Origin of the sequence: Collinsella aerofaciens, from assembly GCF_028209625.1 — a bacterium.
Classification (GTDB): domain Bacteria; phylum Actinomycetota; class Coriobacteriia; order Coriobacteriales; family Coriobacteriaceae; genus Collinsella; species Collinsella aerofaciens_AM.
On the sequence record NZ_JAQLDU010000001.1, the window covers coordinates 77,117 to 103,498 of the forward strand.

Sequence of the window (26,382 nt, forward strand, 5' to 3'; positions counted from 1 at the left end):
TGGATCCCAAGGCATCGACTACAAACATGAAAAAGCACCCGCCTCGGCAATCCGAGACGGGTGCTCTACAAAGCAAAGATGCAAGGTCCGTGCGCTGCGTTAGCAGACCTGACGGATGGCGATGCCCTTCTGATACTCATCGACCTTAGCAAAATCGCCCAGACCCGGGCACTCGACCACGTTGGCGCCGGTGGCCATCGAGAGGCGCAGGGCGTCCTCGACGCGCTCGGGAGCGTCGTGCCACACGGACAGGAAGGCGGCCAGCGAAGAGTCACCGGCGCAAACGGTCGACAGCAGCTTGACCTCAAAGGTACGGTTGGCAAACCAGATGTTCTCGCCGTTGGAGAAGTACGCGCCGGCGCCACCCAGGGTCAACAGCACGTTCTTGGCGCCCTTGGCATGCAGTTCGGCCATCGCGCCCTTGACAGACTCGTCGTCGCCACCGCTCACCTTAATGCCAAAGATGTCGAGCAGCTCGTCGTCGTTAGGCTTAATGAGGAGCGGCTCCATAGCAATGAGGTCGGCCAACTGATGGCTCGAAATATCGAGCACGAACTCGGCGCCCTTTGCCTTAACGCGGCGAAGCACCTCGGCCAGGAAGCCCTCAGAGGTGTTGGGGGGCAGCGAGCCGCTAATGACCAGGCAGGTCATGTCGTCAAGTGAATCGATGAGCTCAAACATCTCCTGCTCGTTGGCAGCATTGATGGCGGCACCGGCATTGACCATGTTGTACTCGGTGTCGGGACCGGCGTTGAGGAACACGTTGACACGCGTGATGCCGTCAGTCCACACGGGCTTGACGGGCACGCCAAGGGCCTCGGCGCCCTTAACGATAAACTCTCCCGAGAAGCCGGCGAAGAAGCCCAGGATCGTGGTGTCGACGCCGTAGTGGTCGAGCGTAAAAGAGACGTTGAGACCCTTGCCGTTGGGGGTGTAGACAGCGTTACGGGTGCGGGTGACGGTGTTGGCGGACAGGCCATCGCAGGAGATGTTGTAGTCAATAGCGGGATTTGCAGTGAGCGTATAAATCATGAATGTTCCTTTCACGAAGCAACGTGTTAATGAAAGTATATTCCACACATCGGTAAAAGGCTAGGACAACTCGGTAAACGGTGTGGAAGCGATGAAGTACGGCAGAACATGTCTCCCCCATGGCAGAACAAAAAAGGCGCCCCGGTCGAAACCGGGACGCCGTATGCGCACGAGTTTGTCGCGTTTCGCTTACTTGCGATCGAGCTTGCGGACAGCAACGCGCTTGCTGTACTCGTCGACGTGACCAAAGTCGCCGATGCCGACGGACTCAGCAACGTTGGCACCGGTGGCCATAGCGAGCTTCATGGCCTCCTCGACGTTGTCGCGATCCCTGTACCACTTGTGCAGGAACGCAGCGAGGGTGCAGTCGCCGGCGCAGACGGAAGAGACAAGCTTGATGTTGAACTCACGCTTGGCATACCAGATGTCCTCGCCGTTGGAGAAGTAAGCGTCACCGCGGCTACCACGGGTGAGCAGCACGTTCTGGACGCCGGCCTCGTGAGCCAGCTTCATGGCAACGCGGACCTCGTCGTCGGTGTCGACCGGCACGCCGAAGATAGCCTTCATCTCGTGATGGTTCGGCTTAATGAGCAGCGGCTTCTTGTGAGCGAGCTCCTTGAGCTTGTCGGAGGACAGGTCCAGGACGACGTCGGCGCCACGGGCCTGAGCGTGCTCCATGACCTGAGCCAGGAAGTCGGGCGTAGCTTTGGGAGGCACGGAGCCGGAGACGATCAGGCACTCAAGGTCGCCCGCGGTGTCCAGGATGTTGTAGAGCTCCTCCTGGTGCTGCGGCGTGATCGGAGCACCGGGGTTGAGGATGCCGTACTCGTGCTGGCCATCGTTGACGTAGGTGTTAATGCGCGTGATACCGTCGGTCCAGACCGGGCGGCAAAGGCAACCCAGGTTCATGACCTCCTCGACGATGAACTTGCCCGTGAAGCCGGCGAAGAAGCCGAGAGCGACGGTGTCGACGCCCATCTTCTTAAAGGCGAAGGACACGTCGAGGCCCTTGCCGTTAGCCGTGTAGCTGGCCGAGCCGGTGCGGACGTTCTCGTCGGGCTCGAGCGGAGAGCTCGATACCGTCATGTCGACAGCCGGGTTAGCGGTTAGCGTGTAGAACATTTACAGTACCCCCTGTATATGTGAGGGCCGCGTGGCCGGCCCATTCCAACCACGCGGTTACCTCTGATACCAAATTAGCGAGCTGCGGACTCGAGCAGTGCCTTGACCTCGGCAGCGGTGTTGCAGGCGAGCGCCTTCTCGGCGAGCTCGTCGCACTCGGCCTTGGTCCACTGGCTGATGGTCTTGCGGGCGCGCAGGATGGACGGAGCGCTCATCGAGAACTCCTCCAGGCCCCAGCTGATCAGCAGCGGCTCGAGCAACGGATCGGCAGCGGCCTCGCCGCACATACCGACCATGATGCCGGCCTTCACGCCGCTCTCGATGATGTTCTTGAGCGAGCGGAGCACGGCGGGATAGTAAACCTGGTACAGGTTGGAGATGGTGTCGTTGCCACGGTCGGCGCACATGGTGTAGCCGATCAGGTCGTTGGTGCCGATGGAGAAGAAGTCGGCGACCTCGGCCAGGCGGTCAGCGAGCAGCGAGGCTGCAGGCGTCTCGACCATGATGCCGACCTCGATGTTCTCGTTGAACTTGCGACCCTCTTCGGTCAGCTCGGTCTTACACTGCTCGACGAGCTCCTTGACAGCCAAGACTTCCTCGACGCAGGTGACGAGCGGGATCATAATCTTGACGTCACCGAAGGCGCTGGCGCGCAGCAGGGCGCGGAGCTGGACCTTGTACTGGTCGGGGTTGGCCAGGCAGTAACGCACGGCGCGGAAGCCCATGAAGGGGTTCTCTTCCTTGACCATGTGCAGGTACGGAATCTCCTTGTCGCCACCCACATCGAGCGTGCGGATGATGACCGGAGCGCCCTTGAGCGCGCTGGCGACCTTACGGTAGGCGTTGAACTGCTCCTCCTCGGAAGGAAGCTCAGCAGAATCCATGAACAGGAACTCGGAACGGAACAGGCCGATAGCCTCGGCATCGTGATCGAGCGCGTTGGGCACGTCATCGGGGTTGCCGATGTTGCAGGCAATAATCTTCTTGATGCCGTCGGCAGTCACGGACGGCTTGCCGCGGAAGGCCTCGAGAGCCGCCTTCTCGGCAGCGAAAGCCTCGGCCTTGGCAGTGTAAGCGGCGAGCGTCTCCTCATCGGGATCGGCCTCGACGATACCCTTGCCACCGTCGACGACAACGGTCATGCCGTTGCGCAGTGCGGTGCAGCTGTTGGAAACCGAAAGGACAGCCGGGATCTCGAGGGCGCGCGCAATGATTGCGGAGTGCGACGTGCGGCCACCAGTCTCGGTGACGATACCGGCAACGTGGGCCTTATCGATCGTGGCGGTCATGGACGGCGTGAGGTCGTGCACGACAACGACGGTGTTCTCGGGCAGGACGGAAAGGTCGACGACCTCCTTGCCCAGCAGCTCGGCCAGAATACCGGTGCGGATGTCGGCGATGTCGGCCGCGCGCAGACGGAACATCTCATCGTCCATGGACAGGAACATGTTCTCGAACATGGTCGAGGTGTCCATGAGCGCCTGCTCGGCGCAGGTGCCGCCGTCAATGGCGGCGTTGATGGCGTCGGTCATGCCCGGATCCTGAGCCAGGACAATGTGTCCGCTCATGATCTCGGCCTCGGCCTCGCCCACCGTCTCCTTCATGTGGTCGGCCTGAGCCTGGGTCTTCTCGCAGAAGACCGAAAGAGCGGTCTGATAGCGCTCCTTCTCTGCTGCCGAATCAGCAACCTCGTGCGGCTCAAACGTCAAGTCGGGATCGACGGCGACCATGACGGTGCCGATACCGATGCCCTCGGAAGCGTTGACTCCCTGATACATTCCCATTCCTCTCTCCGTGTCATGTGATAAAGCGTTTTGCCATATCCATGACAAAAGAGCGCAGCTACCTTAAGACAGGTCACTGCGCCCCCAAATATGAACTTAGTTGTTCAACATGCGACCCGTTTGAGTTCTACTCGCCAAGACCGCTCTTGATGAGCTCGATGGCAGCAGCCAGAGCCTCGGCCTCGTCGGCGCCGTCGCACTTGACCTCGACCTCGGTGCCGCAGGGGATACCAGCAGCCATGAGGGCCATCGGGGACTTGCCGTTGACCTCCTTCTCGGGGGTGACGACCGTCACGTCACAGGCGTACTTGCCCATGGTGGAGGCGAACAGACCAGCCGGACGCATGTGCAGACCCTGAGGATTAACGAGGGTAGCCTTCTCAGAAACCATAGTTGACTCCTTTTTTTGTGTTTAACCCCTGTCATGCATGTGGCAGGAGTCAGATTCACGACGTTGTTTATATTAACTCACATCAAACGGTTTTTCATTGTGTTTCGCACGAATTGTTGGACAGATGTCGTTCGCTGTCCGCTCGCCTGCCGGGCGGGGCTGCGGGAACATGCTTCCGTCCAAGAAATATCGTGCAAAAGGAATTCTGGCTGAATTATTGTTCGCGTGGGTGATTCAGTCGATGAGGGCTATTTATGCCCTGTTGGGGACTAAGGAGTGTCCCGGGGTGCCGGCAGGAAAGGAACGTCCCTGAGTGCCGGGTGGTATGAAAAAAGGCGAGGACCCGTAGGGAGTCCTCGCCTTTGTTACAGGGGGCGATGTTATTCGCGTACTGCGGAATTAGACCAGGCGGGCGTTGATCGTCTTGGCGATCTCGGCGGCGTCGGTGGAACCCTTGACGGTGGCACGGAAGTCCTCGTCCATGAGCGCCTCGGCGACCTTGGACAGGATCTTGAGGTGCGTGGTGCCAGCCTGTGCACCAGGGATGAGCAGAGCGATGGCCACGTTGACGGGAGCGCCGTCCATGGTATCCCAACCGGTCACGCCGGACTCGTCCTTAACGACGATGACGGCAGCCTCGGTAATGGCGTCGGACTTGGCATGCGGGATGGCGAAGCCCTCCATCATGCCCGTGGTGCCCTCGGCCTCGCGGGCCAGGAAGGCGTTCATCACGGCGTCGGCGTCGCTGGCGATACCGGCCTTGACAGCCTGGTTGGAAACGAAGCTCAGAGCCTCGTCGCGAGAAGCGAAGTCCTCGGCGACAAAGACATTCTCGACCTTCACGAAGTCGGCAGCATCGGCCTTAGGGGCCTCAACGGCAGCAGCCTTGGAAGCCTCAACCGGCTTGGCTACAGGAGCGGCCTTCTGATTCTTCTCGAAGTCGTACTTCTTGAAGGCCACGAACAGGATGCCACCGATCACAGCGCCGATGAGGATCGCGAGGACCCACAGCGGACCGTTCTCGACAACGGGCAGGACCAGGAAGCCACCGTGAGGCGCCGGATCGTGAACGTTGAACATGATGGTCAGGATCGAGGCGATGGAGGAACCGAGCATCATGATGGGCATGACGGGCCAGATGTTCTTGGTCATGAACGGAATGGCGCCCTCGGTGATGTGGGTGCAACCAAGAATGAGGTTGACGATACCGGCGTCATGATCCTCCTGGCTGAAGTACTTCTTGCCAACGACGACGGCGAAGGTGGTGATCAGCGGCGGAACGATGCAGGCGGCGGAGACGGCAGCCATGAAGTTGGTGCCGAAGTTGTAGGTATCGGTGCCAACGCCAGCAGCCAAGGCCTCGGTGAGCATAGCGGTACCGGTGACGTAAGCAGCCTTGTTGACCGGGCCGCCCATGTCAACGGCGCACATGCAGCCGATGGCAAGGCCCAGGACAATGGCGCCAGAGGCGGACAGACCCTTGAGGAAGTCCATCATGGCGGTGTTGATGGCAGCCATGGGGCCGGAGATGCCGAGCATGACCAGACCGACGATAGCCGTCGAGAACAGCGGGTAAAGGAAGATAGCCTTGAGGCCGTCCAGGTTCTTGGGCAGACCGGCAAAGACCTTCTCGAGCAGCAGGATGACATAACCGGCGAGGAAGCCGCCGACGATGCCGCCCAGGAAGCCGAAGCCCACGCCGGCGCCACCGGCGTCGATCATGCCGGTCTCGGCGTTAACAGGCAGGCCCTGGATGGCGATCATACCGGCAACAAAGCCGGGAACGAGCGCCGGGCGCTTGCCGATGGATTCGGCGATGTAGGCGGAAAGCACCGGAACCATGAGGTTCATAGCGATACCGCCGATGATCTTGAGCATCGCAGCAAAGCTGTTGTAGTCAGACGCCGTCGAATCGAAGGACGTAATGCCCCACAGGAACGAAACAGCGGTCAGAACACCACCAGCAACGACGAAGACCAGCATGTGGCTGACGCCGTTCATGAGGTGCTTATAGATGACGTGGCCGATGGACTCCTTCTCCTCGACTTCGTCCTCGACATCGGCAGCGGCTGCAACCGTGCTGTCGCCCTTAGCGGCGAGTGCGCGGTCAATCAGCTTACCGGCGGCCTCAACGGACAGGGCCTTGGAAACACCAACGGAAACCATGGGCTTACCGGCGAAACGCTCAGCCTGGACATCCTTATCGGCTGCGACGACGACGGCCTTGGCACCGGCGATCTCGCTCTTGGTGAGCTCGTTCTCGACACCGACCTGGCCATGGGTCTCGACCTTAATGGTCAGACCTCGCTCGGCAGCTGCCTTCTCCAGCGCCTCCTTCGCCATGAAGGTGTGCGCGATACCGGTCGGGCAACCGGTGGCGGCGATGATGTCAAACTTAGCCATGTGTCCCTCCTTTTTAAGTTTTGCGCCCGCAGGCGCTCCCCTACACGCGCGTCCTTGCGCGCTTTTCCACAACTGAAAGATACCAACCTACCGTCCGCGTGAGAAGAGACAAGGCGCAATTCTCCGGTGAAAGGTTCTTTCATAACCGTAAACGGTAGGTGAAAGTTTACCATCAACACTTGAAACGGCAAGGTGTATCTTGTAATTGAAAATCCCCCTATACTATGACATTACAAAACGAGTCCGATTATCATGCCAACCAGGAGCCATCCATGACCGATAGTAGCAAGAGCGCACTTTCCCTCATTAGTACCCATCAGGGATACAGCGAGTCAGAGCAGCGCATTGTCGACTATATATTGGAGCACCAGTCCGAGGCGCCGCGCCTCACGGCCGCTCAGCTCTCACGCGCCGCCGCCACGTCCGAGGCGACCGTTTCGCGCTTCTGCCGCAAGCTTGGCTTTGGCAGCTTCCGCAGCTTTCAGTTTTCCCTGGCGAGGGATTTGGAAAGCCAGCGCAACGAGGGCCTGACTGACGAGGTCTCGCTCGACAATATGGAGCAGAGCCTCAAGAACATCCTGGCTGCCAAGGTGAGCGAGCTTAATGCGACCATCGACGGGATCGACCACGATACGCTGGCGGCTGTTGTGCATGCCCTTAAGCATGCAGGGGTTATTGAGTTTGCGGCTGTGGGCAATACCAACGCGGTCGCGCTCGATGCGACGTTTAAGTTTTCGCAGCTGGGCCTGCGCTGCATGGCGAGCACCATTAGCGAGACATCAATTGGCTTTGCGCTCACGTTACGCCCGGGTGACGTCATCGTGCTCATCTCAAACTCCGGCAAATCGCGCCGACTGAATCGCATGGCAAAAGCGGCTCGCAACTGCGGCGCAACCGTAGTCGTCATCAGCAGCGACAGCAAATCCCCGCTCGCGCGTCTGGCAGACTACACTTTTAATACCGTCAACCACGAAGCGCTACTGACGACGGGCGACTTTGCGTTCTCCAAGATCAGCGCCACGATGATCATCGAAGTCATCTACAACTTCCTGCTGCCCGAGATTGAAAACGCGCGTGAGCATATCAGCTACTACGAGGAGCTCATCCAGCCGGATAAGGTCGTTGAGTAGGTAAATTGGGAGCCGATAGACGCCTCTCGTCAGGAAACACGCCCATCTACTACGTTTTAACCGCAACCGCCAACCATACACCCAAAATAGAGAAAACCGCAGGCGTTCTACCTGCGGTTTTCTTTTTGCAATTCTTGGCGTGGTTGCCGATGCCCTACCAAACGTAGTAGATGGACCCGTTTCGTGGCGGCCGGGTTGAACATGCATGTGGCGGCTCGGCCTAGGCACGCGCCTCCGCAAGCATCTGCCTGGCGTGCGCTACGCTTGCCTCCGATTGATCGCCGCTCAGCATTCGAGCGATCTCTGCGGTACGGGCGTCCCCAGTCACCTCGTCCAGATGCGTCTGAGGAACGTCGCCGGGCTCTTTACTGACCACGTAATGCTTGTCGGCCATGACGGCGACCTGCGCAAGGTGGGTTACGACGATGACCTGATGCGTGGCGGCAAGATCGGCCAGCACACCAGCAAGAGCACGAGCCGTGGAACCACCGACACCGGCATCGACCTCGTCAAATACCAGTGTGTCGACGCCGTCAGCATTACCCAAGACCACCTTGCTCGCCAGCATAACGCGACTGAGCTCGCCGCCCGAGGCAATGCGGCGCAGAGGGCGCGGCGTCAATCCGGCACCGCTGCGATACAGAAGCTCGTAGCTCGAAGGGCCCGCGGGTGTCCACTCAGCGCGAGGGAGATCGCGGGACTCCCAGACCAGCTCAGCGCCGCCCATTTCCAGGCGTGCCATCTGACGACCCACCTCGTGACAAAAACGCGGGGCTGCCGTATTGCGTGCGCGCTTAAGCGCCTTGGCAGCGGCGAACAGTTCGTGCTCCGCCGCGCCGAGCGCCTCGCGTGCCTTCCTAATCTGCTCGTCACCATCGTCCACCAGCGATAACAACTCCCGCGAGTGGTCACGCATGGCAAATACATCGTCCATGGTGGGACCCCACTGCCGCAGAAGTCCCTTAAGGTCGGAATACCGCTCGCGCATGCGAGCGAGGTCGCGAGGATCGAACGCAACGCCATCGCGATAAGCACGCAGCTCGTTGGCGCAATCCTCGAGTGAGATGCAGGCATCCGAAAGTGCGTCGGCGATGTCACCCAGTTTGCGATCGACGGTCGCCATGCGCGACAGTTCTGCCACGGCGCCGTTCACGGCATCGAGCGCTCCCCCTTCGGCAGTAAGCGATGCATGGGCATCGCTGGCCGTCGCCACCAGCACTTCGGCATGCTCGGAGCGCGGCAGCAGCTCCTCGAGCTCCTCATACTCACCCGGCTTGGGGTCGACCTCGGCGATACGCTCCAGGGCGAAGCGCGCCTCCTCGACGCGACTCCCCTGCGCACGCGACGCCTCCTCTACGCGACGGACCTCCTTGGCAGCCGCACGCGACGCCTTAAAGCAGGCACGGTACTTTTCCAGCGCCTCGAACGCAGAGCGACCAGCCCAGGCATCGACCATGGCAACATGATGTGCCGGATCGAGGAGGCGCTGGTGCTCGTGCTGACCGCAAAGATCCATCATCACGCCGACGCGCTCGGAAAGCTCGCGCACGCTGGCAATGCGACCATCAATCTTGACGCGGCTGCGGCCCTCGGCAGAAAGGCTGCGCTGCACGGTGAAGCCCTCCGCGTCGCGCGGGCCATCGAACAGACGCGCCTCGACGCTCGCAAGCGCCTCGCCCTCACGCACGGTCGACGAATCCGCGCGCTCGCCCAAGATGAGCTTGAGCGCCGAAAGCAGCGCGGTCTTACCGGCACCAGTCTCGCCAGTCAAAACCGTTAGACCCGAACTCGGAACCAACGTCGCCTCGCGAATGAGCGCGATATTGGAAACCTGCAGCTCATCGATCATGGCGCACTCCATAGAACACGCGGCTCACCGAGTTATAGAAGCTTTCGGGACCGTAATCCAGCAGCAGTACATCGCCGGGACCACGGCGCACAGCCACGCTCTCAACCGTGCCGTCGCAGGTAATAAACTGTCCGTCGATGGCAATGGCCGGCACACTCGGGCGATCATCGGACATAAAGATCTCGACGACATCACTCGGCGAGGTCAAAAAAGCGCGAGCCTGAATGGTATGCGGGGCGATGGGCACACAGACCATACCCGTGTAATCGGGGCTGACGATGGGGCCGCCGGCGGAAAGCGCGTAGCCGGTGGAGCCGGTCGCCGTCGATACGACCACACCATCGCCGCGCAGGCGATCAATATGATGGCCAGACACCGTGATGTCAAACTCAACCATATCGGACAGGGGACCGCGCGTAAGTGCCATATCGTTGAGGGCAAACGTGCGCACGACATCCTTCGTGCCGTCTTCGCGCACGGACACGATATCCGCGGCGATGGTGGCGCGGCGGCTCACGTGGAGCTCGCCGGACAGAGCATCGCTCACGACCTGCAGAATGTCGCGCTCCTCGGGGCTCGCAGCAGTTAAAAAGCCCAGGTGACCATAGGAAAGACCAAGGATAGGAATCTCGCGATGGTTGAGGATGCGGGCAGCGCGCAGCAACGTACCGTCGCCGCCGAGTGTAATGACCAGATCTGAGCCGTCAATATCAGGCGTGCTTTGAATCTTCGATCGCTGATCGGCCGCCCATGCGACCTCGTAGCCCTGGCGCGAAAGCCAAAGCTCGAGCATCAGGCCGCTCTCGACCGCCTCTTGCTTGTAGTAATTGGGAACCAGAAAGACCTTCATAGCGTTGCAGCTTTCTCGCTCAAAGCCGATACCTGGGATTGCAGCTCATCGTCGGCGCGCTCCCCGGGGACAAACCTTGTGCCGTACAAGAAAAACTCAACGTTGCCTTTAGCGCCATGGATGGGCGACACGCACACGTCAAGCGGGAACAGGCCCTTGGCGGCAAAAAGCTCAATCGCCGCCACGAGCGTATCGCGGCGGACGGCGGGGTCGGTCACGATACCGCCCTCGCCCACCAGCGCAGCCGGCGCCTCAAACTGGGGCTTTACGAGCGTGCAGAACGAACCCGAAGGCTTCAGGCACGCCAGCACGGCGTCGATGATATTCGCGATGCTGGTAAACGAGACATCACACACAGTCAGGTCGATGGCGCCGGCATAGCCAAGCTCAGGCAGCTGCGTCACGTTTGTGCGCTCATGCAGCGTCACGCGATCGTCCTGACGCAACGACCAATCAAACTGGGCACGGCCCACGTCCACCGAGACAACGGTCGCAGCTCCGCGCTTGAGCAGGCAATCGGTAAAGCCGCCGGTAGAGCAGCCCACATCCAGACAGGCATGGCCCGTCGGATTGATGCCAAACGCATCGAGCGCGCCTTCGAGCTTAAGCCCGCCGCGGCCAACATAGGGAATGCGCCCCTTCACGTGCAGCGGCAGGCCAGGGGTCACCTTAAGGCCCGGCGAAGTCAAGCGCTCGCCGCCACTCGAGACCAAGCCGGCCATAAGAGTGCGAAGGGCATCCGCGCGATCAGCGCAGATGCCCTGTGAAATCAGTTCGTCATCGAGACGCACGCGTTTCATGAATGCCATCAACCATTCGTATCCGGAGATGCGGCCTAGCTATCCTGGGATTCGTTTGCCGCATCCTCATCGTATTCCTGCTCGAGCTTATCGGCCTCACGCGGCGTCAACTCAAACTTGTCGACCATATCGACCGCGCGGGAGCCCAGCTCAATCGCTTCGTCAAAAAGATCGAGTGAACGCTCCAAGGAGGTATCCTTGGAGCGAACGGTAGCGATAATCTGGTCCAGACGGTCCGAAATCTCGTCAAAGTTGCGGACAGAACCCTCTGGCATGACTACTCCTCGACGGAGTCGACGACGGCCTCAGCAGCGTCCGCATCCTCGGCCAGCACACCAGCCTCAGCCTGGGCAACCGCAACCTTAGCGGCAGCCTCGGCAGCCTGGGCCTCCTCGCGAGCGCGATCTTCGGCCAGAAGCTCCTGGTACAGATCCTCGCCCGGCAGCTCTTCACTGCGAGCGATCTTGCCCAGCACGCCGTTGACGAACGACGCGGACTGGTCGGTGCCATAGGCCTTGGCAAGCTCGACGGCCTCGTTGATCACGATGGCGTCCGAGACCTCCTCGTCGGTGAGGAAACGCATCTCATAGACGGCGATACGCAGCAGGTTGCGGTCGGCGCCGGGCATGCGCATAAGATCCCAGTTCTTGGCAACGGAGCGCAGAGCGCAGTCAATGCGGTCGATATGCTCGTAAGCACCGCGGCACAGCTCCAGCGCATAGGGGTCGAGGGGACCCTTCGAGATCAGGAAATCGCCCTCGAGGACGCGCTCGAGCGGGCTGTCCGTGGCCTCGGCCTGGAACAGCAGCTGCAGCGCTTGACTGCGGGCAAGCGTGCGCCCGCGATAAACCTTAAGGCTCAAAGGTTACTCCTTGGGGAAAACGAGGCCGTCGATGCAAACGTCAACGCGCTCGACCTCAACGCCCACCTGGGCATCGATGGCGGTGACCACGGCGGCGCGAACGGCCTCGGCGAGTTTCTTGAACGGATAGCCAAAGAACACCACGACACGCACGGTGAGTGCGAGCTTGTCGCCGACGACCTCGGCCTCGACCGCCGGCTCGGAAGCCGGGGCCTTGGACGAGAACATCATGGAGACAAGGTTGGTGGCAAGGTCCTTGACGCCAACGGAGGCGATGCCCTCGACATCCGACACGGCGCGCGAGACGATGGCGGTCAGAACATCGGGTGAAATGCCGATGCCGTCAATCTTGATTTCCTGGGGCATGAGTCCTCCTAGAAGAGTTGGTTGCTAGACGCGGGAGACGAACTTGCCGTCGCGGGTGTCAACCTTAATGACCTCGCCCTCGTTGAGGTACATGGGGACCTGGATGACAGCGCCGGTGTCGATCGTGGCCGGCTTGGTGGAACCCTGGACGGTGTCGCCCTTAAAGCCCGGGTCGGTCTGGACGATGGTGGTCTCGATGAACATCGGCGGGGTCACGCCCATGAGCTCGTCGTCGGCGAAGAGCAGCTGGCAGATGTCGTTCTCACGCAGCCACTTGGAGTTCTCGCCCACCATGTCCTCGGGAACGGGAACCTGCTCGTAGGACTCGTTGTCCATGAAGATGTAGTCGGTGCCGTCGTTGTAGAGGTACTGGAACTCACGGGTGGTGAGCATGACGCTCTCGAACTTGGTGCCGGCGTTGCAGGTGTTCTCAACGACACGACCGCTCTTGATATCGCGAGTCTTGTAGCGCACAAAAGCACCACCCTTGCCCGGCTTGACGTGCTGGAACTCGACGATGGTATAAACCTTGTCCTTAATACGGAGACCGAGGCCGTTCTTGAAGTCGGCGGTAGAAATGGTAGGCATAGCGACCTTTCTTCTTATGGGCAGAACGCACAGGCGTCCAAATTACATACGACCGAAATTATACACTTGCAGACGGCGCCTGCAGCGAGCGCATAAAAAGAGAACGCGGGGCGTCCGAATCGATCCGGACGTCCCACCCCAAAAATCTATCGAAATGAGCTAGCAATCGATGACGTGAAGGTCATGCGGCGTCTTGGTGAAGGGCTCGTAGCCGTTCTCGGTGACCACGCCGTAGTCCTCCAGACGCACGCCGCCCACGCCGGGCAGGTAGACGCCGGGCTCCATGGTGATAACCGAGCCGACCTCGATGATATTCTTGCTGCGGTTGAAGTTGGGCAGCTCGTGGATGTCAATGCCCACGCCGTGGCCCAGACCATGGTTGTAGTAATCGCCATAGCCGGCATCGCCAATGATCTTCTTGGAAAGCTTGAAAATGTCATTGCCCTCGACGCCCGGATGGATGGCGGCGACGCACTCCTCGTGCGTACGGCGCACGAGCGCGTACAGGTCGAGCTGTTCTTGCGTGGGCTCGCCCATCACGACGGTACGCGTCATATCGGAGCGATAGTCGCAGTAGCCCGCGCCATAATCCATGAGAACGAAGTCGCCCTTCTCGATCACGCGGTCGCTCGGGACGGCATGCGGGTTGGCGGTGTTGGGACCGCTCGCGACGATGGAACCAAAGGCTAGGCTATCGGCACCGTTAGCGAACATAAAGTTCTCGAGCTCGTTGCGGACCTGTTTCTCAGTCATACCGGGCTTAATATAGCCGAGCATGTGCTGGAAGGCGGCGTCGGTGATCGACTGCGCGTGGCGCATGAGCTCGATCTCCTCGGCGTCCTTGATGGCGCGCATCTTACGGATGTCGTCATGCATCAGCGGCAGCATGCAGGCAACGGAGCGGTCCTCCAGGCCACGCTGAATACCCTGGTAGAAATTGATCTGCATGTCGTCCTCGACAGCGCAGACGCGGCACTTGTTGGCCGCGATCTTGCCGGCAACCCAGCCGGGGATGGTGCCCTCGTCCATGTCGTAGACCCAGGGGCTGCCGGCGGGAGTGTTCTCCTCAAAGCTGTTGAGATAGCGCGAGTCGGTATGGAACAGGCACTGGTCAGCCGTAATAAACGCAGCGTGCGGGAACTCGAAGGTGTAATCGAAGACGCCCTTGACGCCCGTAAGCCAACGAAGGTTGGCCTCGTCGCGCACCACGATAGCGTCGTAGCCGCGCTCAACCATCAGGGCACGGACACGTTCGATACGACCGGCAGGACCGGCAGCAAACTCAGACATGCAGATTCCTTTCTTGTTGTCTTCATAAAGACGGGACGGGCTCAATCAACGTACGGAATCGCGAGCGATTCGCAACCGATTGGAAACCCGCCCCTCAACATGATACGAAAGACGATGGATGTCAATAAAATCCTAGAGAAGTTCGTTGCGAGAAGCCAAGTATGCGTGAGCATGGCGGTCGAGAACCTCGTCCTCAACGCTCGTTAGACGAATGGCGCCGAGCGCCGCGGGCAGCGGCAACACGCTGCGGTTCGAACGGACAAACTGCTGCCTGCGGAACTCCTCGATATATGCGGCAGGCTCCAGATCGAAGGCAAGCTCCTCGATACCAAAGTCCTCCAGGCAGTCATCGACCTCAAAGACGTAATCGATATCAAAGTCACAGGCATCATGTGCTAGGCGCGCCTCAAAGCGCATGCCCTCGGACAACAGCTGGTAGGCAGGGACCTGCGAAGCGGCATCGCCCAAGCAAGCGCGCAGGGCACGCTCCCCCGTCTTGCCAAAATCGAGCGCATGGCGAGCGCTCGGGTTCGTGGCCATCAGTACGTCCTTACGTGCAGTCTGAGACCACTGAACGGCATTGACGAGCGCGACCTCCTCACCCGCGAGAATCTCGGGGACGGTCTCAGTAAACTGATTCCAGCGGGATTTGCTGCTCGAAAGCATGGTGCCAACAAGTACCGCATAGCCGAGCTTGAGGTCCTCGGGGTCCGCCGCGCGAACAAGGTCGAGGTCACACACGACCAAGCCCGGCTCGGGACGGAACGCGATAGCGGGAAGCGCATTCGCTGACGAGGCGAGAAGCGGCTTCATAGTCGTCGCGACCGTGAGCATGGCGTCGAACGTCGTCGGCAGCAAGGCGTACTCGGTGCGACCGCACCACTGATTAGCACACCAGCTAACGACAGAGCAGGTCGCCGTGTCGCCGACAGCGACAACGAGATCGTCGCAAGTAATGCCGTTAGCCGAAAGGGCGCCAAAGACGGTATCGGCATCGGCCAGCGTAGCACCGGCAGAAGAAACCTCGAGGACGAGCAGCGACACGGCAAAACCGGCGTCGACCAGCGCATGCTCGACAGCCTCGCCAAAACGCTCGGATGTCGCGTCGTTCCAAACCACCATCGCGCGCTTAGGCTTGCCCACAGCCGAGGCAAACATGCGCGACAGCTCCTCGAACGCGCCCAATCCGACGCGGACATCGACACTGCGGTTTTGGAAATTGATAAGTTGGCGGCGAATCATAGCAGTCCACGCTCCAAAAGCATCTCGGCACAAAGGTAGGAAACGTCCTCGAAGGACTTGTTGCGAATATCAAGGGTAATATCGGCGGCCTGGCGATACAGCGGACGGCGATGCTCAAACAGACGCGCAGCATGCTCGGGCGAACGAAAATCGGGTCGGGTATCGGACCGGCGAATCTGGCGCATCGAGTCCTCAAAGTCGCCTTCGAGGTACACGCATGTACCCATCTCGTGCATCAGTTCAATGTTCACCGGCGTCTCGACGATGCCACCCCCGCACGACACCAGCAGGCTGCGCTCGCTTTGAAGCGAACGGAGTGCCGAGGTCTCGAGCTCGCGAAAACGATCCTCGCCCTCGGTCTCAAATATCTCGGTCACCGACTTGCCACATCGACGCACAACCAAGCGATCGGTATCGATGAATCGACGCTTGAACATAGTGCCCACGTTACGCGCGAGCGTCGACTTGCCCGCGCCCAAAAAGCCGATAAAGAAAATATGGTCGCAGCCGTGTTTGATGTGCTGAGACATGGCGAAACCTATTCCTCGCAGGGAAGGTCGCGCAGGGCCCGGCGCTCAAAGATACGGAAGATCTGCGTGTACCACAGGTCCAGGGTTGCCTGCGGCTTGACCAGAATAGTGTCAACGCCGGCAAAGTTACCGCTCCACACGTCCGTGTACAGCTGATCGCCGATCAGCACCGCCTCGTCTGCCGTGGCGCCGAGGCGCTTAAGACCCGCCTTCAAGGCAAACGGAGCGGGCTTCATGGCGTGGCTGATGGCCTCGAGTCCCAGCTCGCGTGCAGAGCTCATGACCTGATCGCGATGCCAGTTGTTGGACACCATGCACAGCTTAAAGCCTATGACGCGGGCGGCGTCGAGCCAAGCGGAAACCGCAGCGGGAACCTGCTCGGTGTCGCGCGGCACCAGAGTGTTATCGCGATCGAGCAGAATGGCGCGTTTGCCGTCGGCCCACAGGGTATCAAGGTCGATGCGATCGACCGAGGCAACGTATCGTTTGGGGCTAAAAATCCTCATGCTAATTCCAAGACTGTTGATGCTCTTCGTAGGTTTGCGAGAAGTACTCCTCGTCCTGCGTAATGTAGAAATACAGGTCATCGGAGTCGGTCGGCTCAAGCGTGGCCTTGAGTGCCTCGAGCGACGGAGAGCAGATGGGCGTGGGTGGCAGGCCCTCGTGCTTATAGGTGTTATACGGGCTATCGCTCTGCAGGTCGTCGGCGGTAACCTCGCCACCGGTGACATACATCATGGTCGCATCGCTGTTGAGATAGCGCAGACCGTCGAGCTTGCCGGCAAGGCGGTTGTAGAAGACCGAGGCCACGTGCGCACGTTGATCGGCGTTGAGGCCCTCGCGCTCAACGATCGAGGCCAAGTTAACGATGTCGTAGTCGGACATCTCCACACCGTAGCGCTCCTTGATCTTGGCTTCGCAGCTCGCAAAGTCAAGCGACTTGTACTCAGTCTTAAACTGATCGAGCATGGCACGAATCACGTCATCGGCCGTCGGCGAATCACCCAACGAATAGGTCTTGGGGAACAAGAAACCCTCGAGCGAGTCGTTGGCGGCGCCCTTAAGGAAGCTATAGTCGTCCACGTAGTTGGAGGCCTTGGCCTGGTTGAGGAAGTCTTCCATAGAGATGCTGTCGTAGGCCTGGGCCACGCGGTCGGCGACTTGATCGACTGTCAGACCCTCAGGGATAGTCAGCGCATTGGAGCCCGCGTTGGGGCCTTCCATGAGCTGCTGAACAACCTTGGTCGCATCCATGAGTGTGGTGAACGAATAAGTACCAGGCTTGAGCGACATATCGGCGTTGAGCTTTTTCACCGCCGCGTAGTAATCCTTGGGATTTTCGACGATGTGGTTCTCGGAGAGAATCGAGGCGATCGCATCACCCGAAGCACCGTCGGGAATGGTCACCGTAACCTGCTGACCAGCCGTGACCTTCGTATCCTCACCGGCAAAGAAGCCCTTGACGGCAGGCACGACAAAGAAAGCGATCGCAGCAAGCGCGAGCACCGCCACCACAACGCCGATAATCATGGGAACCGGAGAACTCTTCTTTTGGACACCGCGACGAGCATGCGTGTTGTAGCTCGAGCGGGTCGCCGGAGCAACGCCATGCGAGCCGCGAGCGTGATGCGAATGCGATTGGGGGGCCTGCGTTCGCTGGGTAGGTGCCTGCTGCTTAAAGCGGGTACCGCTTGCAGGCTGGGTCGTACGAGCAGTGGGCTGCTGAGCCGCGTGAGAAGCCGGATGCTGAACCGAACGAACAGAAGGCTGCTGACCCGCCCGTTGAACAGGCTGGGCCGAGCGAGAGGAGGACTGCACCGGGCGCGCGGCAGGCTGAGCTGCGCGCTGCGTCGGCTGTGCCGGACGCTGGCCAGGCTGGCCAGGGCGCGACGCCGGCTGACGTGTACGATTCGGCTGGCGCGGATCGGAAGCACTAGGCATGCGAAACCTCCTCGTTTTTACGATCGAGCCACGTCTGCAAAAACAGGCTGGCGGCGATCATGTCGACCTTGCCCCTCATTTGCTTTTCATTGAGCCCCTGCTCGCGCAGGATACGCTTTGCCTCTTGCGAGGACAGACGCTCGTCCTCAAACTCAAGCGGAAGATCGAGCTCTTGGGCAATCTTTTGCGCCACGGCGGCAACGCGCTCGGCCTGGGGGCCGGGCTCACCGGCCATGGTCAGGGGACGTCCGCTTACCAGAATGTCGGGCTCATAGTCCTCGACCAGATAGCGGAACGTCTTGGCCACACCGGTGACTTCGGCGGCCGGGAGCACCTTGACGGGCATCGCCATCTTGCCATCACGGCTCGAGACGGCGATGCCGATCCTGGTCTCCCCTATGTCCAGCGCGAGCGCGACCACAGCGACTACCTAGATTCTTAGGCGCCGAGCGCGGTCTTAGCGGCCGCGAGGGCATCGGCGATGCCAGCGGCGTTCTTGCCACCGGCCTGGGCCATGTTGGGACGGCCGCCACCGCAACCGTCGACCAGGCCCGCGATCTGCTTGATCACGTTACCGGCGTGGAAACCGGCCTTGACGGCGTCATCAGAGCCGGCGGCGAGCAGGGCCGGGGTGCCCTTCTCGGTCACGCTGGCGACGACGCAGGCGACAGGACCGGCGACCTTCTGGTGCACGGTATCCCAGACGTTTCGCAGGTCGGCAGCCTCAAGGCCCTGGAGCTCAGCGACGACGAGCTTGTAGCCGTCGAGCTCGACGGCGCCCTCGATGGCGCTGGAGATAGCATCGGAGGAGCCACCGGTCAGCGCCTTCTTGAGCTTGTTGGAAGTCTCGCGCAGCTCGGCCTGCAGGTTCTCCACGCGGGCGGGAACCTCGTCGACGCGGCACTTGAGCGCAGCGGCAGCGGCGTCGACGAGTGCCAGGCGGTCGGCCATGTAGTCGAGAGCACCCTTAGAGGTCACGGCCTCGATACGGCGGACGTTGGAACCCGTGGAGGACTCGGAAATGATCTTGAACAGGCCGATCTCGGCGGTGTTGGCGGCATGGGTACCACCGCAGAGCTCACGGGAGAACGGCTGATCCTCAGCGCCCACGGAGACAACGCGGACGACGTCACCATACTTCTCGCCAAACAGGGCGACAGCACCGGCGGCCTTGGCCTCGTCGATGCCCATGACGCGGGTAACGACCGGCTTGGAGGCGAAGATCTGCTGGTTGACCAGGTCCTCGACAGCCTTGAGCTGCTCAGAGGACAGGGCCTCGAAGTGCGTGAAGTCAAAGCGCAGGTGCGCGGGCGTCACCAGCGAGCCAGCCTGGGAGACATGCTCGCCCAGGACCTGCTTAAGCGCGGCGTCGAGCAGGTGCGTGGCGGTGTGGTTGCGACGCAGGAAGCCACGGCGCTCGGCGTCGAGCACGGCGGTCACGGTAGCACCGACGGTCAGCGTACCCTCGGCGACGTGGGCAACGTGAGCATACAGGCCGTTGTGGTTCTTGGTATCGGAAATGGTCACTGCAACGCCCTCGGCGGAAAGCTCACCGGCGTCACCCTGCTGGCCGCCCATCTCGGCATAGAACGGAGTGTGGTCGAGCACGACCTCGACATCCTCGCCAGCGGCAGCGGACTCAACGGACTCACCGTTGCGCACGATAGCGACAACCTTGGCGCCCTCGATGACGTCGTTGTCATAGCCGTCGAACTCGGTCGCAGCGACCTTGTCCGAAAGCTCGACCCACACGTCATTGAAGCTGCCCCAGGCATCGCCCTTGGCGTTGGCGCGGGCGCGGGCCTTCTGGTCCTCCATGCAAGCGGTGAAGCCGTCCATATCGACGTCGTGACCGGCGGCGCCGGCGATCTCGACAGTCAGATCAATGGGGAAACCAAAGGTGTCGTGAAGCTTAAAGGCAACATCGCCCGAAAGGACAGCGCCGTCGGCGAGCGCGGCCAGGGCCTCGTCCAGGTAGACGCGGCCGTTGTCGAGCGTCGTGGAGAAGCGCTCCTCCTCGGAGGCGACAATACCCTTAACGAGCGCGACGTTCTTGAGCAGCTCGGGATAAGCCTCGCCCATCTGAGCGTTGACCTCGTCGATAAACTTGGTCAGGAAGGCGCCCTCGATGCCCAGCAGACGACCGTGGAACACGGCACGACGGAGCAGGCGGCGAAGGACGTACTCGCGACCCTCGTTGCCGGGCAGGATGCCGTCGGAGATCATAAAGTCGACGGCACGGGAGTGGTCGGCGATGATGCGCAGGGAGCGGCTGGCGCCGGAGTAATCGTCGGCGTCATAGGTCTTGCCGCTGATCTTCTCGCCCAGCTTGATGAGGTGCTGCATCAGATCGCCGTCGTAGTTAGCGGTCTTGTGCTGCATGATGGCGGCCATGCGCTCCAGACCCATGCCCGTATCGAGGTTGCGGTGCGGCAGCTCCGGCATGGAGCCGTCCTCCTGGCGGTCGTACTGGGTAAACACGAGGTTCCAGAACTCAAGGAAGCGGTCGCAGTCGCAGCCAGGCTTGCAGTCGGGGCTGCCGCAACCGACCTCCTCGCCCATGTCAAAGTAGATCTCGGAGCACGGACCGCAGGGGCCGGTGGGGCCAGCGGCCCAGAAGTTGTCGTCCTCGCCCAGGCGGGAGATGTGATCCTCGGCAACGCCCAGAGAGCGCCACACGTCGTGGGTCTCGTCGTCCTCGGTAAAGACGGTAAAGTACAGGCGGTCGAGCGGAAGCTTGAACTCCTTGGTGATGAGCTCAAAGGCCCAAGCGCAGGCCTGCTGCTTGGAGACGCCGCCAAAGGAGAAGTCGCCGAGCATCTCAAAGAAGGACAGGTGACGGCCGTCCTCGCCGATGCAGTCGATGTCGTTGGTGCGGACGCACTTCTGGCAGGAGATCGCGCCGATCTCCTTCATGGTCTTCTTGCCCTGGTAGTACTCCTTAAACTGGTTCATGCCGGCGTTGGCAAGCAGCAGCGAAGGATCGTCGGGGACGAGGGACGAAGAAGGATAGAGCTTAAGACCGCGCTCCTCAAAGAAGTTGAGGAACTTGGAGCGAATCTCGGCCGTAGTCATTGACGGGTAGTCAGCACTCATAGAGGGAATCTCCTCGGTTTCACATCGAAACAGTTCAAACGTAACGATATTACCATCCCACCGCGCCTGTGCAAAAAAGAGGGCCGCCAAACAGCGACCCTCCAGCGAAAGTGCACGTTATTTAGGTCTGTCAAATACTTTGAAAAAAAATGATTTCGGTAAAATTTCATATAAGAATCGTCCGGAAGGAGCGATCGATGAATAGCAAACGGTTTGCCGTGAATGCACTGACCTCAGTAGCCCTTTTAGCAATCTTCGCTTACTCGAGCTGGTATGTGAACCAGCCGAGATTTGGCTACGCATTGTACGCAGTAACATCTGGCGATAAAGCGTATTACACCCTAAGCGCAATTGACGCCATCTTTTTCTATGTGGCTGGCCCCTTATCAATCGCTTTGATCGCGTTTATTGTTATTTACAACATCAAGAAACGCTAACAGGGCCTATTTGGAATCCGAATCGTCCATGGAGCCGTCGATGCCGGTTTTGGTGTCGTCGTCCGTATTGGAATCGTCATCCTTGGCGAAGGGGTTCTTGAAAAAGCCTGTCGCGTCGGGCTGCAGGCCTGAGAGCTTAATCCAGGGATTATCGAGCTCGGGCTTGGGCATTGCCTGGGCCTCGGGCGCGGTCTCGTTGCCGATAAGCTCGGACTCATAGATGAACGTATCGTCTCCGAGCGCGTCGTAGGCGGCGACCGGGTTACCCTCGGTATCGCGATACGGAGTGCCCTTAAACACGGCGCCGTCGTATGCCACGAGCTGACGGCCGGTCTCGTTCTCAAAGTAGTAGACGAAGATGCCCTTGAGGGCCGCGCACAGCGGAATGGCGATAACCATGCCGATGGGACCCATGAGTGCCGAACCGATAACGAGGGCCGTCAGGCTCATAACGGGATGCACCTGCACCGAGCTCTGCATGACCTTAGGCGAAATGACATTATCGGTGACGTTTTGAGCCACCATGGTCACGACAAGCGTCCACAACGCCAGCATGGGGCTGAACATAAAGCCGAGCACCGTGGCGATCGCCGCACTCACCCAGGGACCGACAACCGGAACCAGGTGCATAATGCCGGTAAAGATAGCCATGAGTGCTGCATACGGATGGCCGATGATCGTAAAACCAATAAAGGCAAGAAAACCGCCACAGATCGATGTGATGACCATGCCACGCATGTAGCCGCCGACCGAACGCGAAAGGATGGCCACCATAAAGCGGTAAGAGGTCTCCTTTTCCTGCCCGATGATGGTGCAGACCTCGTGGTGCATGCGGGGATAATCGCAGGCAAGCCAGTAGGCAAGCACCAGACCCAGGAAGATGACGAACAGCTGCGAGGCCGTGTTGGTAATGAGCGGAAACACACCGCGGCCGAGCTCAGCAGCGATTTGCGAGACGTACTTGGACGCTACGGTAACCAACGAAGAAAGATTGTCGTCCAGATACTCCTTGAGCGGCGTGTTGTTGAGCGTCTTGACATGCGAGACCATCTCGTTGAGGTCGCCACCCGCAACACGAAGCTGCTCGGGCAGGCGGCTCAGGACTTCCATGATCTGACCAAAAAGAATCGGCGACAAGATGCAAACGACACCGACGAGCACAGCAACGACCACAATAAGCGCGATAAGCGAACCGATGCCGCGATTCACGCCATGGTGCTCGAGCCAGTTGGTGATCGGGGACATCACAAAAGCAATGATGGAGCCGACGGCAAGAAACTCAATAACCGGTGCCAGGATGCCCATAAGGTTAAAGATGACGGCGGCGATGACGATGCAACCGACGACAGCCCAAATGCGAAGCGTCAGAATGCGGGTATCGCGCAGCGTGCGGTCGGTTTGTTGGGGGTGCTCACTCATGAACGAACCATTACTCCGTCAGGGTCAATCTTGTCTTGAATCTTCTTGAGGGTGCGGCGCAGTAGGCGCGAGACCTGCACCTGCGAAATGCCCAGCTTCTTGGCGATCTCGATCTGGGTCATGCCCTTCACAAAGCGTAGCTCGATCACCTCACGCTCGCGCGGCGAGAAATCGCGGATGGCTTCCTCGATTACCAGGCGGTCATCGGTAAAGTCGAGCTCGTTGTCGTCGTCGGCATAGCGATCGAGAATCGAGGGAGCATCGTCGGAGTCGGACGCGCCGGGAGCCTCGATGGGCACCGACGTATAGGCCGACGACGACTCCATGGCCTCCAGGACCTCGTCGACGGTCACGTCCAGGTACTCAGCGATTTCTTCGACCTTGGGCGAGCGCTGCAACTCGTTGGTAAGCTTGTCGGTAGCCTGGTTAACCTTGGCAGAAAGCTCCTGCAGGCGACGAGGCACGCGCACGCTCCAGCCCTTGTCACGGAAGTGACGCTTGACCTCGCCCAAGATGGTGGGCGTGGCAAACGTGGTGAACTCGAGTCCGCGCTCAGGGTCAAAGCGGTCGATTGCCTTGAGCAGGCCCAAATAGCCAACCTGCATCAGGTCGTCGAGCGGCTCGCCGCGATTCTTAAATTTGTTGGCAAGGAACCTTACCAGGTTCATATGGGACATGACGAGCTGCTCGCGGGCGTCCGGATCACCGGTCTCCTTATAACGACGAAATAGCTCGCGGGTTTTCTCCTTGTCCCAAGCGGTCTTGCCGCTCCGGGAACGTTCGGTCATATTAGATATCCGCCTTGAGATCGAGGGAAAGCGTCAGGGGCGCCGCAGTCTTTTCGTAGGAATCGCACACGCTCGCGAGAATAAGCTCGGCATACACGGCAGCCTGGTCATCCTCATCGACAGTCGCCTGGTCGCCAAAGGTAAAGATCATGCCCACATGCGTTTCGTCCACATCGAACTTGATCGTGATGTCGTCGGAATCAACCGCCGTACAGCCAAAAATGAAGGCCTCCTCGGCAGCCATGCGAATGTCCTCAATACGATCGACGGACATGGAGCACAGCGCGCCAACATTGGCGGCGGTCATGCGCACGAGGCGCGCCAGACGCGGATCCCCAGCAACGGTCAGCGTGAGGGGGCAGGTTGCTTCGCTACTCATCGCAGGACTCCTCAGAGGTCTCGGCGGGCGTATAAGTGTAATACTGAGCCGGCCTGGCTGCAGACTTCTGCGCCACATCTGCGCCATCGGCGGCCTCGTCCTCGCCAATTAGGACGCGCTCGGTGGGCTGCTCGGCCTCCGCAGCGGCAGCGGCGAGCTTACGCTCGGCGTCAGCTGCAGGTGCCTTCACCTTATTGAACAGCTTCTGCACGGCGCCGGCGGCAGAGTCGGTCACGCTCGACACAGCATTGCTGGCCTCGGCCATGCTGCCCGTAACCTCGGAAATGTCGCGGACCACGGCTTCGACCTCTACGAGATTGGAGGTCAAGGCGTCGACGGCGGTCTTGCTCGACTTGAGCAGCGGCTCCATCTGCGCCAAGGCGGGCGTCAACTCATCGACGGCACCATCAAGCTTGGCAACCACGGGCTGTGCCTCGGCGAGTGTGTTGTTAAGATCGTTCACGGTCTTATCGAGCGAGTCAACGACGGTGCGAGTCTTGCGCAGGGTAAGCGCGAGTTCGGCAACAGCCCACACGCCGGCAACAGCGAGCACCAGCAGGGCGATTTGAATGGGACTCATACAAGCCTCCCAAAGGAATCGAAATACAGACGCTGTTCATGGTACCCCAAAGGGGACCGAACATGCCAAGCGTGAGATCCTGGGACAAAATAATCAGCAGTTACTTCGGAGCATTCCCGCTCCGGTCGCGTTCGCTTTGCTCTACGCGCCACTCTTCCCAACCACGGCCGGCAGGATGCCAGAAAGCGCCGCGCTCCAGCCCCTCGGGCAAATAGCGCTGCTCGACCCAGCCTTCGGGATAGTCATGCGGATACTTATACACACCATATTCGTCGCTGCCCGGACGATGACGATCGCGCAGATAGCTCGGTACCTCACGCAAGCCACTGCTATGGATATCGGCCAGCGCCGCATCGATCGAAGCCTCGCACGCGTTGGACTTAGGCGCCAAGCACACATAGAGTGCAGCCTGAGCCAGGTTAATACGGCACTCGGGATAGCCAATGACCTCGGCAGACTTAAACGCGGCATGCGCCACCAAAAGCGCCTGCGGATCGGCGTTGCCAACGTCCTCAGAAGCCTGAATCATAATACGGCGAGCGATAAACTTGGGATCCTCCCCCGCATCAATCATGCGCGCGAGCCAATAGATCGTGGCATCGGGGTCGCTACCGCGCATAGACTTAATAAACGCACTGATGATGTCGTAGTGCATGTCGCCGTTTTTGTCGTACGAAAAGCCACGACGCGGGTTGGCAATCTTTACGTCATCCACGGTGATGGGATAGCGCTCCCCCGCCGCCGGCGCTGGCGTCCCTTCGGTATCGGGACGCGTGACGGCAATCTCGCTCGCCAGCTCAAGTGTCGTCAGGGCCGAGCGTGCATCACCCGCAGCCAGCGTACAAATGGTCTTGACCGTATCCTCATCGGCCGAGAACTTACCGTTCAGACCATGCGGAGCCTCGAGCGCACGCTCGATCAGCGTGGCAATGTCCTCGTCCTTAAGGTGTTCGAGTTCCACCACGCGACCACGCGAGAGCAATGCCGAGTTGACCTCAAAGTACGGGTTTTCCGTCGTGGCGCCAATCATAATGACGGTACGGTTCTCAACTGCATGCAGCAGGGCATCCTGCTGCGACTTAGAGAAGCGGTGAATCTCATCGATGAATAGAATGGTGCGGCGGTCGTACGTATTCAGGCGCGTCTTGGCCTCGTCAATCACGCGGCGCAAGTCCTTTACGGTGCCCGTCACGGCGCTGACCTCGACAAACTCGCTCTTGGTATGGTTGGCGATAATGTGGGCTAGCGTCGTCTTACCCGTACCGGCCGGCCCGTACAGAATCACGCTCGAAAGCACGTCGTGCTCGATCGCGGCACGCAACCATGAGCCCTTACCGACGGCCTTTTGCTGGCCCACATACTCATCGAGCGAATTGGGACGCATGCGAACCGCAAGCGGTGCATTCTGAAAAGATCGCTCGCGCGTCGAAGCAGAAAAAAGGTCGTCCATAACCATCCTGTGAATCCATCAAACTCGTTTTCCACTAACTAGTATAGCGAAAA

At 60.1% G+C, this 26,382-nt stretch carries 26 protein-coding genes; 2 read left to right on the plus strand and 24 right to left on the minus strand.

The window, feature by feature from the left end; genetic code table 11:
- Positions 1 to 99: 99 nt before the first annotated feature.
- The 5 genes from PMW70_RS00315 to PMW70_RS00335 form a co-directional block, all read right to left on the minus strand.
- On the minus strand, positions 100 to 1,032 hold the full coding sequence (locus PMW70_RS00315; RefSeq protein WP_271743528.1) for a 1-phosphofructokinase family hexose kinase: 933 nt from the start codon (positions 1,030 to 1,032) through the stop codon (positions 100 to 102).
- A 189-nt stretch (positions 1,033 to 1,221) separates the two neighbouring features.
- On the minus strand, positions 1,222 to 2,154 hold the full coding sequence (locus tag PMW70_RS00320; RefSeq protein ID WP_055250439.1) for a 1-phosphofructokinase family hexose kinase: 933 nt from the start codon (positions 2,152 to 2,154) through the stop codon (positions 1,222 to 1,224).
- A 74-nt stretch (positions 2,155 to 2,228) separates the two neighbouring features.
- The gene (ptsP, locus tag PMW70_RS00325; RefSeq protein ID WP_055250441.1) at positions 2,229 to 3,932 is read right to left on the minus strand and encodes a phosphoenolpyruvate--protein phosphotransferase; all 1,704 of its coding nucleotides are present in this window, start codon (positions 3,930 to 3,932) and stop codon (positions 2,229 to 2,231) included.
- 133 nt (positions 3,933 to 4,065) lie between these two features.
- Positions 4,066 to 4,329, minus strand: a complete 264-nt coding sequence (locus PMW70_RS00330; RefSeq protein WP_022094575.1) for an HPr family phosphocarrier protein — start codon at positions 4,327 to 4,329, stop codon at positions 4,066 to 4,068.
- A 399-nt stretch (positions 4,330 to 4,728) separates the two neighbouring features.
- Positions 4,729 to 6,732: a fructose-specific PTS transporter subunit EIIC gene (locus tag PMW70_RS00335; protein WP_271743529.1), complete on the minus strand. Its 2,004-nt coding sequence runs from the start codon at positions 6,730 to 6,732 to the stop codon at positions 4,729 to 4,731.
- A gap of 272 nt (positions 6,733 to 7,004) precedes the next feature.
- Between PMW70_RS00335 and PMW70_RS00340 the strand changes: the two genes are divergently transcribed.
- Positions 7,005 to 7,862: a MurR/RpiR family transcriptional regulator gene (locus PMW70_RS00340; protein ID WP_271743530.1), complete on the plus strand. Its 858-nt coding sequence runs from the start codon at positions 7,005 to 7,007 to the stop codon at positions 7,860 to 7,862.
- Positions 7,863 to 8,082: 220 nt separating this feature from the next.
- Here the strand turns inward: PMW70_RS00340 and PMW70_RS00345 are convergent, their stop codons facing one another.
- From PMW70_RS00345 to alaS, 14 genes are all read right to left on the minus strand, one after another.
- On the minus strand, positions 8,083 to 9,711 hold the full coding sequence (locus PMW70_RS00345) for a DNA repair protein RecN (RefSeq protein WP_271743531.1): 1,629 nt from the start codon (positions 9,709 to 9,711) through the stop codon (positions 8,083 to 8,085).
- On the minus strand, positions 9,701 to 10,561 hold the full coding sequence (locus PMW70_RS00350; RefSeq protein ID WP_055250448.1) for an NAD(+)/NADH kinase: 861 nt from the start codon (positions 10,559 to 10,561) through the stop codon (positions 9,701 to 9,703). Before PMW70_RS00350 ends, PMW70_RS00345 begins: the two co-directional genes overlap by 11 nt.
- Positions 10,558 to 11,361: a TlyA family RNA methyltransferase gene (locus PMW70_RS00355; RefSeq protein WP_271743654.1), complete on the minus strand. Its 804-nt coding sequence runs from the start codon at positions 11,359 to 11,361 to the stop codon at positions 10,558 to 10,560. Before PMW70_RS00355 ends, PMW70_RS00350 begins: the two co-directional genes overlap by 4 nt.
- 35 nt (positions 11,362 to 11,396) lie before the next feature.
- Complete coding sequence (locus tag PMW70_RS00360; protein ID WP_006233978.1) at positions 11,397 to 11,636, minus strand: exodeoxyribonuclease VII small subunit; 240 nt, start codon at positions 11,634 to 11,636, stop codon at positions 11,397 to 11,399.
- A 2-nt stretch (positions 11,637 to 11,638) separates the two neighbouring features.
- Entirely contained in the window at positions 11,639 to 12,223 is a 585-nt protein-coding gene (gene nusB, locus PMW70_RS00365; RefSeq protein WP_271743532.1) for a transcription antitermination factor NusB, read from the minus strand.
- Positions 12,224 to 12,226: 3 nt separating this feature from the next.
- Positions 12,227 to 12,589 carry an Asp23/Gls24 family envelope stress response protein gene (locus PMW70_RS00370; protein ID WP_271743533.1) on the minus strand — a complete coding sequence of 121 codons (363 nt, stop codon included), beginning with the start codon at positions 12,587 to 12,589 and terminating at the stop codon, positions 12,227 to 12,229.
- A gap of 24 nt (positions 12,590 to 12,613) precedes the next feature.
- Positions 12,614 to 13,177, minus strand: a complete 564-nt coding sequence (gene efp / locus PMW70_RS00375) for an elongation factor P (RefSeq protein ID WP_006233983.1) — start codon at positions 13,175 to 13,177, stop codon at positions 12,614 to 12,616.
- A gap of 159 nt (positions 13,178 to 13,336) precedes the next feature.
- Positions 13,337 to 14,467, minus strand: coding sequence for a M24 family metallopeptidase (locus tag PMW70_RS00380; RefSeq protein ID WP_117637706.1), 1,131 nt, complete (start codon positions 14,465 to 14,467; stop codon positions 13,337 to 13,339).
- Positions 14,468 to 14,599: 132 nt separating this feature from the next.
- Positions 14,600 to 15,709, minus strand: a complete 1,110-nt coding sequence (locus PMW70_RS00385) for a hypothetical protein (RefSeq protein ID WP_271743534.1) — start codon at positions 15,707 to 15,709, stop codon at positions 14,600 to 14,602.
- A complete protein-coding gene (locus PMW70_RS00390; protein ID WP_271743535.1) occupies positions 15,706 to 16,239 on the minus strand; it encodes a shikimate kinase in 534 nt (177 codons plus the stop codon). The genes PMW70_RS00385 and PMW70_RS00390 overlap by 4 nt, the downstream gene beginning before the upstream one ends.
- An 8-nt stretch (positions 16,240 to 16,247) precedes the next feature.
- Positions 16,248 to 16,745, minus strand: a complete 498-nt coding sequence (locus PMW70_RS00395) for a YqeG family HAD IIIA-type phosphatase (RefSeq protein WP_271743536.1) — start codon at positions 16,743 to 16,745, stop codon at positions 16,248 to 16,250.
- A 1-nt stretch (position 16,746) separates the two neighbouring features.
- Positions 16,747 to 18,180: an endolytic transglycosylase MltG gene (mltG, locus tag PMW70_RS00400; RefSeq protein WP_271743537.1), complete on the minus strand. Its 1,434-nt coding sequence runs from the start codon at positions 18,178 to 18,180 to the stop codon at positions 16,747 to 16,749.
- On the minus strand, positions 18,173 to 18,601 hold the full coding sequence (ruvX, locus tag PMW70_RS00405) for a Holliday junction resolvase RuvX (RefSeq protein ID WP_271743538.1): 429 nt from the start codon (positions 18,599 to 18,601) through the stop codon (positions 18,173 to 18,175). The genes mltG and ruvX overlap by 8 nt, the downstream gene beginning before the upstream one ends.
- A 17-nt stretch (positions 18,602 to 18,618) precedes the next feature.
- Positions 18,619 to 21,276 carry an alanine--tRNA ligase gene (gene alaS / locus PMW70_RS00410; protein WP_271743539.1) on the minus strand — a complete coding sequence of 886 codons (2,658 nt, stop codon included), beginning with the start codon at positions 21,274 to 21,276 and terminating at the stop codon, positions 18,619 to 18,621.
- A gap of 197 nt (positions 21,277 to 21,473) precedes the next feature.
- On the opposite strand from alaS, the gene PMW70_RS00415 reads away from it, so the two are divergent.
- Positions 21,474 to 21,713, plus strand: a complete 240-nt coding sequence (locus tag PMW70_RS00415) for a hypothetical protein (RefSeq protein ID WP_117800225.1) — start codon at positions 21,474 to 21,476, stop codon at positions 21,711 to 21,713.
- Positions 21,714 to 21,719: 6 nt separating this feature from the next.
- On the opposite strand, the gene PMW70_RS00420 is transcribed toward PMW70_RS00415, so the two are convergent.
- The 5 genes from PMW70_RS00420 to PMW70_RS00440 all read right to left on the minus strand — a co-directional run bounded on the left by PMW70_RS00420 (position 21,720) and on the right by PMW70_RS00440 (position 26,329).
- Positions 21,720 to 23,132, minus strand: coding sequence for an AI-2E family transporter (locus PMW70_RS00420; RefSeq protein ID WP_271743540.1), 1,413 nt, complete (start codon positions 23,130 to 23,132; stop codon positions 21,720 to 21,722).
- Positions 23,129 to 23,920, minus strand: coding sequence for an RNA polymerase sigma factor SigF (locus PMW70_RS00425; protein ID WP_271743541.1), 792 nt, complete (start codon positions 23,918 to 23,920; stop codon positions 23,129 to 23,131). Before PMW70_RS00425 ends, PMW70_RS00420 begins: the two co-directional genes overlap by 4 nt.
- A 1-nt stretch (position 23,921) precedes the next feature.
- Entirely contained in the window at positions 23,922 to 24,299 is a 378-nt protein-coding gene (locus PMW70_RS00430) for an ATP-binding protein (RefSeq protein ID WP_271743542.1), read from the minus strand.
- Entirely contained in the window at positions 24,292 to 24,879 is a 588-nt protein-coding gene (locus PMW70_RS00435; RefSeq protein WP_271743543.1) for a hypothetical protein, read from the minus strand. The genes PMW70_RS00430 and PMW70_RS00435 overlap by 8 nt, the downstream gene beginning before the upstream one ends.
- Before the next feature lie 100 nt (positions 24,880 to 24,979).
- Entirely contained in the window at positions 24,980 to 26,329 is a 1,350-nt protein-coding gene (locus tag PMW70_RS00440; protein ID WP_271743544.1) for a replication-associated recombination protein A, read from the minus strand.
- Between the last annotated feature and the right edge of the window lie 53 nt (positions 26,330 to 26,382).

Coding starts and splice junctions, on each gene's coding strand:
- PMW70_RS00315 (WP_271743528.1), bottom strand. CDS start 1,032: ATGATTTATACGCTCACTGCAAATCCCGCTATTGACTACAACATCTCC.
- PMW70_RS00320 (WP_055250439.1), bottom strand. CDS start 2,154: ATGTTCTACACGCTAACCGCTAACCCGGCTGTCGACATGACGGTATCG.
- ptsP (WP_055250441.1), bottom strand. CDS start 3,932: ATGTATCAGGGAGTCAACGCTTCCGAGGGCATCGGTATCGGCACCGTC.
- PMW70_RS00330 (WP_022094575.1), bottom strand. CDS start 4,329: ATGGTTTCTGAGAAGGCTACCCTCGTTAATCCTCAGGGTCTGCACATG.
- PMW70_RS00335 (WP_271743529.1), bottom strand. CDS start 6,732: ATGGCTAAGTTTGACATCATCGCCGCCACCGGTTGCCCGACCGGTATC.
- PMW70_RS00340 (WP_271743530.1), top strand. CDS start 7,005: ATGACCGATAGTAGCAAGAGCGCACTTTCCCTCATTAGTACCCATCAG.
- PMW70_RS00345 (WP_271743531.1), bottom strand. CDS start 9,711: ATGATCGATGAGCTGCAGGTTTCCAATATCGCGCTCATTCGCGAGGCG.
- PMW70_RS00350 (WP_055250448.1), bottom strand. CDS start 10,561: ATGAAGGTCTTTCTGGTTCCCAATTACTACAAGCAAGAGGCGGTCGAG.
- PMW70_RS00355 (WP_271743654.1), bottom strand. CDS start 11,361: ATGAAACGCGTGCGTCTCGATGACGAACTGATTTCACAGGGCATCTGC.
- PMW70_RS00360 (WP_006233978.1), bottom strand. CDS start 11,636: ATGCCAGAGGGTTCTGTCCGCAACTTTGACGAGATTTCGGACCGTCTG.
- PMW70_RS00370 (WP_271743533.1), bottom strand. CDS start 12,589: ATGCCCCAGGAAATCAAGATTGACGGCATCGGCATTTCACCCGATGTT.
- efp (WP_006233983.1), bottom strand. CDS start 13,177: ATGCCTACCATTTCTACCGCCGACTTCAAGAACGGCCTCGGTCTCCGT.
- PMW70_RS00380 (WP_117637706.1), bottom strand. CDS start 14,467: ATGTCTGAGTTTGCTGCCGGTCCTGCCGGTCGTATCGAACGTGTCCGT.
- PMW70_RS00385 (WP_271743534.1), bottom strand. CDS start 15,709: ATGATTCGCCGCCAACTTATCAATTTCCAAAACCGCAGTGTCGATGTC.
- PMW70_RS00390 (WP_271743535.1), bottom strand. CDS start 16,239: ATGTCTCAGCACATCAAACACGGCTGCGACCATATTTTCTTTATCGGC.
- PMW70_RS00395 (WP_271743536.1), bottom strand. CDS start 16,745: ATGAGGATTTTTAGCCCCAAACGATACGTTGCCTCGGTCGATCGCATC.
- mltG (WP_271743537.1), bottom strand. CDS start 18,180: ATGCCTAGTGCTTCCGATCCGCGCCAGCCGAATCGTACACGTCAGCCG.
- alaS (WP_271743539.1), bottom strand. CDS start 21,276: ATGAGTGCTGACTACCCGTCAATGACTACGGCCGAGATTCGCTCCAAG.
- PMW70_RS00415 (WP_117800225.1), top strand. CDS start 21,474: ATGAATAGCAAACGGTTTGCCGTGAATGCACTGACCTCAGTAGCCCTT.
- PMW70_RS00420 (WP_271743540.1), bottom strand. CDS start 23,132: ATGAGTGAGCACCCCCAACAAACCGACCGCACGCTGCGCGATACCCGC.
- PMW70_RS00425 (WP_271743541.1), bottom strand. CDS start 23,920: ATGACCGAACGTTCCCGGAGCGGCAAGACCGCTTGGGACAAGGAGAAA.
- PMW70_RS00430 (WP_271743542.1), bottom strand. CDS start 24,299: ATGAGTAGCGAAGCAACCTGCCCCCTCACGCTGACCGTTGCTGGGGAT.
- PMW70_RS00435 (WP_271743543.1), bottom strand. CDS start 24,879: ATGAGTCCCATTCAAATCGCCCTGCTGGTGCTCGCTGTTGCCGGCGTG.
- PMW70_RS00440 (WP_271743544.1), bottom strand. CDS start 26,329: ATGGACGACCTTTTTTCTGCTTCGACGCGCGAGCGATCTTTTCAGAAT.